This is a genomic window from Streptomyces sp. SID4985, from assembly GCF_009863025.1.
Taxonomy (GTDB): domain Bacteria; phylum Actinomycetota; class Actinomycetes; order Streptomycetales; family Streptomycetaceae; genus Streptomyces.
The window spans coordinates 1-10,829 of the sequence record NZ_WWIR01000280.1 but is presented as its reverse complement, the minus strand read 5'-3'; the positions used below and the strand labels follow the sequence as shown (position 1 = coordinate 10,829).

Annotated in this window: 12 protein-coding genes and 1 pseudogene; 7 read left to right on the top strand and 6 right to left on the bottom strand. The window is 72.7% G+C overall.

Going from position 1 to position 10,829, the window contains the following annotated elements; translation table 11 throughout:
- The 3 genes from GTW40_RS11675 to GTW40_RS11665 all read left to right on the top strand — a co-directional run.
- A partial coding sequence (locus GTW40_RS11675; protein WP_161180102.1) for an SH3 domain-containing protein occupies positions 1-303 on the top strand: 303 nt, incomplete at its 5' end.
- 49 nt (positions 304-352) lie between these two features.
- Positions 353-1,714: an FtsW/RodA/SpoVE family cell cycle protein gene (locus GTW40_RS11670; RefSeq protein ID WP_161180101.1), complete on the top strand. Its 1,362-nt coding sequence runs from the start codon at positions 353-355 to the stop codon at positions 1,712-1,714.
- A 76-nt stretch (positions 1,715-1,790) separates the two neighbouring features.
- Positions 1,791-3,248 (top strand): penicillin-binding transpeptidase domain-containing protein, encoded by a 1,458-nt coding sequence (locus tag GTW40_RS11665; RefSeq protein ID WP_161180103.1) that lies wholly within the window; start codon positions 1,791-1,793, stop codon positions 3,246-3,248.
- Positions 3,249-3,255: 7 nt separating this feature from the next.
- Here GTW40_RS11665 and GTW40_RS11660 read toward each other — a convergent pair whose 3' ends face one another.
- Positions 3,256-3,957 (bottom strand): hypothetical protein, encoded by a 702-nt coding sequence (locus GTW40_RS11660; RefSeq protein WP_161180100.1) that lies wholly within the window; start codon positions 3,955-3,957, stop codon positions 3,256-3,258.
- A 168-nt stretch (positions 3,958-4,125) separates the two neighbouring features.
- Here GTW40_RS11660 and GTW40_RS11655 point away from each other — a divergent pair, with 168 nt between their 5' ends.
- The 4 genes from GTW40_RS11655 (at position 4,126) to GTW40_RS11640 (ending at position 7,321) form a co-directional block, all read left to right on the top strand.
- The gene (locus tag GTW40_RS11655) at positions 4,126-5,064 is read left to right on the top strand and encodes a diiron oxygenase (protein WP_161180099.1); all 939 of its coding nucleotides are present in this window, start codon (positions 4,126-4,128) and stop codon (positions 5,062-5,064) included.
- An 89-nt stretch (positions 5,065-5,153) separates the two neighbouring features.
- Positions 5,154-5,822 carry a TetR/AcrR family transcriptional regulator gene (locus GTW40_RS11650; protein ID WP_161180098.1) on the top strand — a complete coding sequence of 223 codons (669 nt, stop codon included), beginning with the start codon at positions 5,154-5,156 and terminating at the stop codon, positions 5,820-5,822.
- Positions 5,819-6,166: a hypothetical protein gene (locus GTW40_RS11645; protein ID WP_161180097.1), complete on the top strand. Its 348-nt coding sequence runs from the start codon at positions 5,819-5,821 to the stop codon at positions 6,164-6,166. The genes GTW40_RS11650 and GTW40_RS11645 overlap by 4 nt, the downstream gene beginning before the upstream one ends.
- Before the next feature lie 111 nt (positions 6,167-6,277).
- A complete protein-coding gene (locus GTW40_RS11640) occupies positions 6,278-7,321 on the top strand; it encodes a C40 family peptidase (protein WP_161180096.1) in 1,044 nt (347 codons plus the stop codon).
- Between the two features lie 59 nt (positions 7,322-7,380).
- Here the strand turns inward: GTW40_RS11640 and GTW40_RS11635 are convergent, their stop codons facing one another.
- The 5 genes and pseudogenes from GTW40_RS11635 to GTW40_RS33070 form a co-directional block, all read right to left on the bottom strand.
- Complete coding sequence (locus GTW40_RS11635) at positions 7,381-8,634, bottom strand: styrene monooxygenase/indole monooxygenase family protein (protein WP_161180095.1); 1,254 nt, start codon at positions 8,632-8,634, stop codon at positions 7,381-7,383.
- A gap of 28 nt (positions 8,635-8,662) precedes the next feature.
- Positions 8,663-9,328, bottom strand: coding sequence for an ATP/GTP-binding protein (locus GTW40_RS11630; protein ID WP_161180094.1), 666 nt, complete (start codon positions 9,326-9,328; stop codon positions 8,663-8,665).
- Entirely contained in the window at positions 9,309-9,749 is a 441-nt protein-coding gene (locus tag GTW40_RS11625) for a DUF742 domain-containing protein (RefSeq protein WP_161180093.1), read from the bottom strand. Before GTW40_RS11625 ends, GTW40_RS11630 begins: the two co-directional genes overlap by 20 nt.
- On the bottom strand, positions 9,746-10,243 hold the full coding sequence (locus tag GTW40_RS11620) for a roadblock/LC7 domain-containing protein (RefSeq protein WP_161180092.1): 498 nt from the start codon (positions 10,241-10,243) through the stop codon (positions 9,746-9,748). Before GTW40_RS11620 ends, GTW40_RS11625 begins: the two co-directional genes overlap by 4 nt.
- Positions 10,240-10,829 (bottom strand): annotated as a pseudogene (locus GTW40_RS33070) (histidine kinase); the annotation flags it as partial. The pseudogene GTW40_RS33070 and the gene GTW40_RS11620, both read right to left, overlap by 4 nt.

Below are 10,829 nucleotides of genomic sequence, written 5' to 3'. Positions count from 1 at the left end.
TCCGCCGCGGCGCCGTCGAAGCCCGGACCCGACGGTCCGGGTTACGGCCGGGGCGACCGCGACCCGCGCCGCTACCAGGGCGTCGTCACGGCCAAGGACGGCCTGTGGCTGCGCGACCGGCCGGACCGGAGCACCCGCAAGGTCCGCTTCGCGGAGCACGGCGAGAAGGTCTCCATCTACTGCAAGGTGAAGGGCTCCGCGGTGGGCGGCAACCCCCTGTGGTACCTGCTCACGGACGGCACCTGGGCGTGGGGTTCCGCGCGGTACATCGCCAATGTCGGGGCCGCGCCACGCTGGTGCTGACCTCCCGACAGAGGCGGCGTATTACCTCACTTATGTGTAGGTTCCGGACATGACCAAGGCCGGAATCGCGGTGTCCGCCTCACGGGCACCGGCTTCCGCCGTGCCGCTCGCCCGGCGGCGCGGCGTCGAACTCGCCCTGCTGGTGCTGGCCGTGCCGCTGTGCGTGTACGGCTACTGCGCGGTGGGCCTCGCGCGCACCGGCGCCGTACCGCCCGGCGTACTCGGCTACGGCGCCGGGCTCGGCGGTCTCGCCCTGGCCGCCCATCTGGCGGTGCGGCTGCGCGCGCCGTACGCCGATCCGCTGCCGCTGCCCATCGCGGTGCTGCTGAACGGGCTCGGCCTGGTGCTGATCTACCGGCTGGACCTCCAGACGCCGGGCGACCATGCGGCCCCGGCCCAGCTGGTGTGGTCCACGCTCGGGGTGGCGCTGTTCATCGTGGTGGTCCTGCTGCTGCGCGACCATCGGGTGCTCCAGCGCTATTCCTATGTGTGCGTGGCCGCCGCCCTGGTGCTGCTGCTCGCGCCGATCCTGTTCCCGGCGGTCAACGGCGCCCGGATCTGGATCAGGTTCGCCGGGTTCTCCATCCAGCCGGGCGAGTTCGCGAAGGTGCTGCTCGCGGTGTTCTTCGCCGCCTATCTGGCCGCCAACCGCAACGCGCTGGCCTACACCGGGCGGCGGCTGTGGCGTGTCCAGCTGCCGACCGGGCGGGTGCTCGGGCCGATCGTGACGATCTGGCTGCTGAGCGTCGGGGTGCTGGTCCTGGAGCGGGACCTGGGCACCTCGCTGCTGTTCTTCGGGCTGTTCGTGGTGCTGCTGTACGTCGCCACCGGGCGCACCGGCTGGATCGCGGTCGGCCTGGTGCTCGCCGTGCTCGGCGCGATGGCGGTCGGTCACCTGGAGCCGCACGTGGGCGGCCGGATCGAGGACTGGCTGCATCCCTTCGCCACCATCGAGGCCGGTCAGGGCCCCAATCAGCTCGCCCAGTCGCTGTTCGCCTTCGCGGCGGGCGGGATGCTCGGCACCGGGCTCGGGCTCGGCCACTCCCCGCTGATCGGGTTCGCCACCAAGTCGGACTTCATCCTGGCGACGGCCGGGGAGGAGCTGGGCCTCGCCGGTCTGGCCGCGCTCTTCCTGCTCTACGGGCTGCTGGTGGAGCGGGGCTACCGGGCGGGCCGTGCGCTGCGCGAGCCGTTCGGGCGGCTCCTCGCGGTGGGGCTCGCCTCGATCGTGGCGCTCCAGGTGTTCGTGATCGCGGGCGGGGTGACCGGGCTGATCCCGCTGACCGGCATGGCGATGCCGTTCCTCGCCCAGGGCGGCTCCTCGGTCGTCACCAACTGGGCCATCGTGGCGCTGCTGATCCGGGTGAGCGACTCCGCGCGCAGCCAGTACGACGGCGAGGAGGCGCCGTGAGCCGGGCGGAGCGGGCGTACGACGGCGAGGAGGGCCCGTGAGCCAGGACGGCCGGGAGTACGGCGGCGGGCTGCCGATGGCCAAGTACATCCGGCGCGCCTCGGCGCTGTGCGGCCTGCTGCTCACGGCGCTGCTGGCCAACGCGGCCCGGGTGCAGGTCGTCCAGGCCGGGTCGTACAACGACAACCCGGCGAACCGGCGCGCCTCCATCGCCCGCTACCAGCAACCGCGCGGCGACATCCTCGTGGGTGGCGCGCCGGTGACCGGTTCGGCGGACACCGGGGAGCAGCTGCGCTACGAACGCACCTACCGGGACGGCCCGTTGTACGCCCCGGTGACCGGCTTCGCCTCGCAGCTGTACGGCAGCACGTTCCTGGAGCATTCCGAGGACGCGCTGCTCTCGGGCACCGACCCGGCGCTGTCGTCGTTCACGCTGTGGCGGGACGTGGCCCGTGAGCCCGCGCCCGGCGGGAATGTCGTGACCACGCTGGACGAGAAGGCGCAGCGGGCGGCGTACCGGGGTCTCGCCGGGCGCAAGGGCGCGGTGGCCGCGATCGACCCGGCGACCGGGCGGGTGCTGGCGCTGGTGTCGACCCCGTCGTACGACCCGGCCGAGCTGTCGGGCAACGGGAAGGCGGCGTCGGCGGCCTGGGCGCGGCTGAACGGCGATCCGGACAAGCCGATGCTCAACCGGGCGGTGCGGCAGACCTATCCGCCGGGGTCGACCTTCAAGGTGGTCACGGCGGCGGCCGCGCTGGACGCGGGGGTGATCACGGACGTGGACAGTCCGACGGACTCCCCCGATCCGTACCGGCTGCCGGGCACCACGACCCGGCTGACCAACGAGATCGACGGCTGCCGGGACGCCTCGCTGCGGCAGGCGTTCGCGTGGTCCTGCAACACGGTCTTCGCCAAGCTGGGCGTGGACGTGGGGCTGAAGGACATGGCGGCGACGGCGCGGGCGTTCGGTTTCAACGACACGGAGCTGCGCGTCCCGTTCTCGGTGGCGGAGTCGACCTTCGACACGGTGGTGGACCGGGCGCAGCTCGCGCTGTCCTCGATCGGGCAGTACAACACGCGGGCGACCCCGCTCCAGATGGCGATGGTCGCGGCGGCCGTGGCGAACGGCGGGCAGACGCGGGCGCCGTACCTGGTGGAGCGCACCACCCGGCCGGGCGGCGAGACGGTACGGGGCGCGGACACGCACCCGCTGATCCAGGTGATGCGCCCCTCCACGGCCGTCCTGCTGCGCGGGCTGATGACGGACGCGGTGGAGCGGGGCACCGGCGGCAACGGCGCGATCCCGGGCGCCACGGTCGGCGGCAAGACCGGCACCGCCCAGCACGGCGTGGACAACTCCGGTGTGCCGTACGCCTGGTTCGTCTCCTGGGCCCAGGGCGACCACGATCCGCAGCCCGAGGTCGCGGTGGCCGTGGTGGTGGAGGACGCGGCCGCCGACCGGGGTGAGGTCAGCGGGGGCGGCGACGCGGCACCGATCGCGCGCGAGGTGATGCGGGCGGTGCTGGGGCGGTGAGCGGCGCTCAGCCCACCGGCCGGAGCATCTCGGTACGGATCTTCAGGGTGTCGCGGGCGGCGGCGTCGAGGTCCACGTCGGCGGGGTCCTCCGCGGTCAGGTCCGCGGCGACGACCACCGCGCCCGTGTTTCCGTCCGCCCAGGCGCAGGCGGGGTAGGCGAGTTCGACGTCGGACGCCGTGTCATGGAGCACCTGGCAGCTGGCGACGATGTCCGAGCCGGGCGGGGTGACGTCCTTGGCGGGCCCGGCCACCGTCGCGCGCGAGGCGCCGGTCGCCCCCTCCAGCATCGCGCGCCGCACTCTGTCCTGGTGACTGAAGCGGCCGTAGACGCCGGACACCACCATCGTGCCGTCGGTCCCGTTGTCGCCCCGGTCGTACAGGGCGACGAGGGCGTGGATGTCCTCGGCGCCCCAGGTGCCCCTGGTCCTGTCCTCGATCTTCCTGCCCTCGGTGCCGGAGAGGTCCTGGGCCAGGACGAACTCGTCGTCCATCAGCCTCTGGGGGAGCGCCAGTTCGTACTTCGCCCGCGGCAGTCCGCTGTCGACGGCGTCGCCGAACAGGAACTGCGCGGTGGCCCCGGCGACCCCGAGCGCGAGCACGCCGCCGACGATCCGGCCGGTCCACCGCTGCTTCGGGGACGGGGGCAGGAACGGCGCGCCCCCGGTGGGGTAGGGCGGCTGGGGCGGAGGCGGCGGGAGCATGGACACGTCAGAACGGTACTCCATCCGGATGCCCCGGCCGCGCGGACGACATCCCCGCCAAGCGGCCCGACACCCCGTCAACAAGTCCCGCACGAGGGATTGACGCCCTTGCTGACACGCAGTCTCATAAGAGGCGGACGACGACGTACCCCCGGGTGACGAGGTGAGTGAGCCATGACGACCCTGACCGATGCGGACGCGCTCGAAGGGCTGCGCGACGCGCTGGGCCTGCTCAAGGACCGCGAGGAGGTGGCCGAGCGGCTGCTCGTCTCCTCGGCCAAGCACTCCTTCGACCCGGACAAGGAGCTGGACTGGGAGGCGCCCTTCGAGGAGGGCAAGTGGTTCTGGCCGCCGGAGCTGGTCTCGCTCTACGGCACGCCGCTGTGGGAGCGGATGAGCGAGGAGCAGCGCATCGACCTCTCCCGCCACGAGGCCGCCGCGCTCGCCTCGCTGGGCATCTGGTTCGAGCTGATCCTCATGCAACTGCTGGTGCGGCACGTCTACGACAAGGCGGCGACGAGCGCGCACGTGCGGTACGCGCTCACCGAGATCGAGGACGAGTGCCGTCACTCGAAGATGTTCGCCCGGGTGATCTCGCGCGGCGGGACGCCCTGGTACCCCGTCAGCCGGGCCCACCAGAACCTCGGCCGGGTGTTCAAGACCATCTCCACGACCCCGGGTTCCTTCACGGCGACCCTGCTCGGCGAGGAGGTCCTTGACTGGATGCAGCGGCTGACCTTCCCGGACGAGCGGGTCCAGCCCCTGATCCGGGGCGTCACGCGCATCCACGTCGTGGAGGAGGCCCGGCACGTGCGGTACGCCCGCGAGGAGCTGCGGCGCCAGATGATGACCGCGCCGAAGTGGTCCCAGGAGTTCACCCGCGTCAGCTCCGGCGAGTTCGCGCGCATCTTCTCCGTCGCCTTCGTGAACCCCGAGGTGTACACCAACGTCGGCCTCGACAGGCGCGAGGCGATGGCCCAGGTGAAGGCCAGCGGCCACCGCCGCGAGGTCATGCAGACCGGCGCGAAGCGCCTGACCGACTTCCTGGACGAGATCGGCGTACTGCGCGGGGCGGGGCGGCGCCTGTGGAAGTCGTCGGGGCTGCTGGCGTAGGCGGGCGGGAAACGGCCGGGGCGACCGCCGGGTACCGGAACCCCCCGGTCCGCCGAGACGCCCGGCGCGCAGCGATTACGCTGCCGGGCATGACCCCGCAGGCCCCCTCCCCCGCCTACCGGCGCCTGAGCGTGGAGCAGCGGCGCAGCCAGCTGCTCGACGCGGCGCTGTCCCTCTTCGCGCACCGGGCGCCGGAGGACGTCTCGCTGGACGACGTGGCGGAGGCGGCCGGGGTCTCGCGGCCGCTGGTGTACCGGTACTTCCCCGGCGGCAAGCAGCAGCTGTACGAGGCCGCGCTCACCTCGGCGGCGGACGCGCTGCGTCAGTGCTTCGACGAGCCGCGCGAGGGGCCACTGGTGCCCCGGCTGTCCCGTGCGCTCGACCGGTATCTGGCCTTCGTGGACGGGCACGACACCGGGTTCAGCGCGCTGCTCCAGGGCGGCAGTGTGGTCGAGACCTCGCGGACCACGGCCATCGTGGACGGGGTGCGCCGGGCCGCCGCCGAGCACCTCTTCCGCCATCTCGGCGTGGCCGAGCCGGGCCCCCGGCTGCGGATGACCGTACGGATGTGGATCGCGGCGGTCGAGGCGTCCTCGCTGATGTGGCTGGACGACGGCAAGCGGCCCCCGGCGGACGAGCTGCGCGACTGGCTGGTGGAGCAGTTCACGGCCGTCCTCGCGGTGACCGCCGCCCGCGACCCGCAGACGGCGGCGCTCCTCGGTGACCTCGGCGGCGATGACCGAGACTGGGGCGCGTGAAGAGTCAGGACACCCCCTTCGAGGGCGGCCCCATGGACGGCCGGGTGCTGCCCGTGCTGCTCGGCCCGACCGGGCACCCCCCGAAGACGTACCGCATCCCCGTCCCCGACGCGGCCGGCGGCCCGCCCACGGTGCTGTACTACCGGCGCGAGGCGCTCGGGTACAGCAAGCGGCTGGGACTTCAGCGCGGCTGGAAGTACGTGTACGACCCCGAGGGCGAGCGGGGCGGGGACCGGCTCCGGTGGCCGTGGTCCAAACCGGCCGCGCGGCCCGTGCGGGACGGCACCCCGGACAGCACGCCCGGCAACACGCCGGACGGCAAGCCGGACGACCCGACCGGGTGACAAGGTTGCGCCGGACCGCGCACGCCCGGCGCGCGCGTCCCGCGACAGGCACCCGATGCTCGCGGTACGGAGGAGGCGGGAGGTCCGCGACTCCGCACCGGAGGTGATGGCGTGTCAGGAATGCTTCTGCGTCTGGCCTGTACGGCCGCGGTGGCCGCACAGGCCGCCCTGGCGCCCGTACCCGCGGCGGCCGCACCGGCGCCGCCGCGCTCGGCGTCCCAGCTGCTGAGGGATCTTCAGCGGCTGTACCGGGAGACCGAGAAGGCCACCGAGACCTACAACGGCACCTCGGAGAAGCTGACCCGGCAGCGCGCCGAGGTGCGCCGCCTGGACGGCGAACTCGCGCACGCCCGGCTGGAGTTGACCGACAGCCGGGGCGACGCCGGGCGGCTGGCCCGCGAGCAGTACCAGAACAGCTCGGCCTTCTCCCCCTACGTCCGGCTGCTCCTCGCCCGCGATCCGCAGCGGGCGCTGGACGAGGGGCACGTCATCGGCCGCCTGGCGAGCGAGCGCGCCCGGACGCTGGACCGGCTGACCGGCGCCGAGAAACGGGCGGACACGGTGGCGCGGGCCGCGCGCAAGGCGCTGGACACCCAGGAGACCCTGGCGGACCGGCAGAAGCGCGACCGGGACGGCGTGACCGCCCGGCTGCGGGACGTGGAGCGGATGCTCGCCGCCCTCACCCCGGCCCAGCTGACCGAGGTGAACCAGCTGGAGCAGGACGGTGTGACAGCGGCGCAGAATCGTCTCGCCTCCTCCGGCGCCCTGGGCCCGAACCGGCCCGCCTCCGCCGCCGGCACCCGCGCGCTCAGCTTCGCGATGGACCAGATCGGCAAGCCGTACGAGTGGGGCGCGGTGGGCCCGTCCTCCTACGACTGCTCAGGGCTCACCTCCCGCGCCTGGGCCCGCGCGGGCACCCCCATCCCCCGTACCAGCCAGGAGCAGTGGGCCACCCTGCGCCGCATCCCCCTGACCTCCCTCCGCCCCGGCGACCTGGTCATCTACTTCCCCGAGGCCACCCACGTGGCCATGTACGTCGGCAACGGCAAGGTCGTCCAGGCCCCCCGCACCGGCGACCACGTCAAGATCTCCCCCATCGCCGCCAACCCCATCCTGGGCGCGGTCCGCCCGGACGCGCCGCCGAGGCGCCTCTGAACACGCGGAAGGCCGCCGCGGACACGGGGTCGCGGCGGCCGTCTGCGGGACGAGGGGCGTCAGGCGCCCGCGACCGACGCCAGGTACGCGCCCGTCTTCTCCGGCTCGTAGAAGAAGTTCTCGAAGTCGGCCGGGTCGTTGAAGCCGTTGGCGAAGCGGTCGGCGACCGGCTGGAGCTGGCCCGCGGCGCCGATGAGGTTGAGGATGTGCTCCGGCGGCGGGGCGAGCATCGCGTTGGTCCACTTGGTGACGTGCTGGGCGGTGTTCCAGTAGCGGTCGAAGGTGTCCCGCATCCACTCCTCGTCGAAGGGCTGCTCGCCCCGCTCCAGGATGGAGTCGAGGTACGAAGCGGCACACTTGGACGCGGAGTTGGAGCCCTGTCCGGTGATCGGGTCGTTGGCCACGACCACGTCGGCCACGCCGAGGACCAGACCGCCGCCGGGGAGGTGGCCGACGGGGTTGCGCACGGTCGGGGCGTAACGGCCCGCGAGGGTGGCGCCCGCGTCGGTCAGCTCGACCTTGGTGGCGCGCGCGTACTCCCAGGGCAGGAACTTCTCCATCAGCTCCAGCGTGAGGGAGAGGTGCTCGGCCGGGTCCTTGACGCCGTTGAAGACGTCGAGGGGGCCGCCGGGTATGCCCTCCCAGAACAGGATGTCGGCACGCCCCGAGGTGGTCAGGGTCGGCATCACGAACAGCTCGCCGACGCCCGGCACCAGGTTGCAGCGCACGGCCTCGAAGTCCGGGTGCTCGGGGCGCGGGCCGAGCCCGTGCACGTACGCCACCGCGAGCGCGCGCTGCGGCTCGGTGTACGGGGAGCGCTCCGGGTCGCGGGCGAACATCGAGACCAGCTCGCCCTTGCCCGCCGAGACCAGCACGAGGTCGTAGGTGCGGGAGAAGTAGTCCAGGTCGCCGACGGCCGCGCCGTGGATGACCAGCTGGCCGCCGCGCTGGGCGAAGGTCTCCATCCAGCCGGCCATCTTCACCCGCTGGTCGACGGACTGCGCGAAGCCGTCCAGCTTGCCGACCCAGTCGATGGCCCGCTGGGAGGGGCCGGGGTCGAAGGAGCCGGGGGCCGCGACGGACACGCCGAGGCCCTCGATCTTCGGGGCCTGGGACTCCCAGAAGTTCAGCTTCAGGTCCCGCTCGTGCCCCAGCGCCGTGTCGAACATGCACTGCGTCGACATGACGCGGCCGGAGCGGATCTCGTCCGCCGTCCGGTTGGACATCAGGGTGACCTCGTAGCCGTTCGACTGGAGGCCGAGGGCGAGCTGGAGGCCGGACTGACCGGCCCCGACGACGAGTATCTTCCGCATACGGGGGTGTCTCCTACAGGGGCTGGGACTACTCGGGGGTGACGTCCAGCGCGTGGCCCACCAGGGCCAGCAGGGTCTCGATGGCCGAGATCCGGCGCCGGGCGTCCATGATCATGACAGGGATGTGCGCCGGGATGGTCAGCGCTTCCCGCACGTCCTCCGGCTCGAAGCTCTCCGTGCCGTCGAAGTGGTTGACCGCGACCACGTAGGGCAGGCCGCAGCTCTCGAAGTAGTCCAGCGCCGGGAAGCAGTCCTTGAGCCGCCGGGTGTCGGCCAGGACCACGGCACCTATCGCGCCGCGCGTCAGGTCGTCCCACATGAACCAGAACCGCTGCTGGCCCGGCGTGCCGAACAGGTAGAGCACCAGGTCGTCGTCGAGCGTGATGCGGCCGAAGTCCATCGCCACGGTGGTGGACGTCTTGCCCGGGGTGGCGGTGAGGTCGTCGGTGTCCTCGCTCGCCTGGGTCATCAGGGCCTCGGTCTGCAGCGGAGTGATCTCCGAGACCGCGGTGACCAGGGTGGTCTTGCCCACGCCGAAGCCGCCCGCCACCACGATCTTCGTGGCGACGGGGGCGCGGGTGCGGTCCTGCTGCCAGGACTGGAGGTTCTCGTCGGGATCGGCGGTCCCGACGAGGGCGGAGACGGTGGAGACGTTCCCGACGGAGGCGGTGGCGTCAGAGACGACGGAGTCCACTCAGCACCCTTTCCAGCAGAGCGCGGTCCGGACGGCCGGTGCCGTGACCGGTTCCGGTGCCGTACACACGGATCTTTCCCTGGTCCGCGAGGTCGCTCAGGAGCACCCGGACCACACCGAGCGGCATGCTCAGCAGCGCGGCGATCTCGGCCACCGTGCGCATACGGCGGCACAGTTCGACGATGGCCAGCATCTCGGGCATGACCCGGGCGCCGGTGGTCCCATTCGTCAGTTCCTTGCGCTCCTCGGGGGCGTCGATGGCCGCCGTGGTGGCCACGAACGTCTCCACCAGGAGGACGTGGCCGAAGCGGGTGCGCCCGCCGGTGAGCGAGTAGGGGCGGACACGGGCGGCCTTGCGGTCGCCGCCGCGTACGGGAAGCTGCCCCTTCTTGGACTTGTTCCTCGTCCCCGTCCTGCTCATCGGCCGCTCCCCGTCGTCTCGGACTCCAGCGATTTCCGCAGCTCACTGCGGAGTTCGGGAGTGAGCACGTGTCCGGCGCGGCCGACGAACAGGGCCATGTGGTACGCCACGACGCTCATGTCGCACTCGGCGGAGCCGTGCACACCGAGCAGCGAACCGTCGCTGATCGACATGACGAACAGACTTCCCTCGTCCATCGCGACCATCGTGTGCTTGACCGCGCCGGAGTCCATCAGCTTGGCGGCGCCGATGGTGAGGCTGCCGATGCCGGAGACGATGGTGGCGAGGTCGGCGGCGGAACCGCGCGGCCCCTTGGCAGGACGTGCCTGCCGTGACTCCTCCGCCCGCTCGGGGTCGGAGGACAGGAGCAGCAGGCCGTCGGAGGAGACGACCGCCACGGACTGGATGCCGGGTACTTCCTCGACCAGGTTGGTCAGCAGCCAGTGCAGGTTGCGGGCTTCACTGCTCAGTCCGTAGGTACTGGGCGTGGTCAACTGCTTGCCTCCTCGGCTGGGCCCCCCGTGGCTTCTTCGACGTGTTCGCCGGTGGCGGGCCGTTCGCTCCGGCCCGTCCGCTCGGCGATCTCCGCTTCCACATCCCGGTAGCCGGCCTGGGCTCCGCGGCGGAATCCGCCGAGCCTGCGGCGCAGGGCCTCGGCATCGACGCTTCCGCCACGCGGGGTCGGTGGCGCCTCGGGTGCGGTGATCTTGGGTGTGCGCTTCGGGAGGCCCTTGGCCGTCAGCCGGTCCTCCGTCTCCGTCTCGTCCGCCGCCCGGCCGTGAACGGTCCCCTCCCCAGGGGCGTCACCGGACCTCGGGGCGGGGATACGGGCGTGCGGCGCAGGCTCCTCACGTACGCCACTCCGCTCGTGCTGGGCGTCGGAGGCAGCGGCGTCTCCACCGGGCCAGTCATCGACGCGGTCGGTCGCGCTGCCGGGCCAGTCATCGACCGGGGCGGCGGGCGCGGAGGCCGCAGCGGACGGCGCAGCGGCTTCGCCGGGCCAGTCGTCGGCCTGAGCGGCGGGCGCGGCTGCGGCGTCGGACGGCGTGGCGGCCTCGCCGGGCCAGTCGTCGACCTGAG

Excerpts from the sequence above, each read along its gene's own strand:
- GTW40_RS11670 (WP_161180101.1), top strand. The coding sequence starts at position 353 with ATGACCAAGGCCGGAATCGCGGTGTCCGCCTCACGGGCACCGGCTTCC.
- GTW40_RS11650 (WP_161180098.1), top strand. The coding sequence starts at position 5,154 with ATGACCCCGCAGGCCCCCTCCCCCGCCTACCGGCGCCTGAGCGTGGAG.
- GTW40_RS11655 (WP_161180099.1), top strand. The coding sequence starts at position 4,126 with ATGACGACCCTGACCGATGCGGACGCGCTCGAAGGGCTGCGCGACGCG.
- GTW40_RS11665 (WP_161180103.1), top strand. The coding sequence starts at position 1,791 with ATGGCCAAGTACATCCGGCGCGCCTCGGCGCTGTGCGGCCTGCTGCTC.
- GTW40_RS11635 (WP_161180095.1), bottom strand. The coding sequence starts at position 8,634 with ATGCGGAAGATACTCGTCGTCGGGGCCGGTCAGTCCGGCCTCCAGCTC.
- GTW40_RS11625 (WP_161180093.1), bottom strand. The coding sequence starts at position 9,749 with ATGAGCAGGACGGGGACGAGGAACAAGTCCAAGAAGGGGCAGCTTCCC.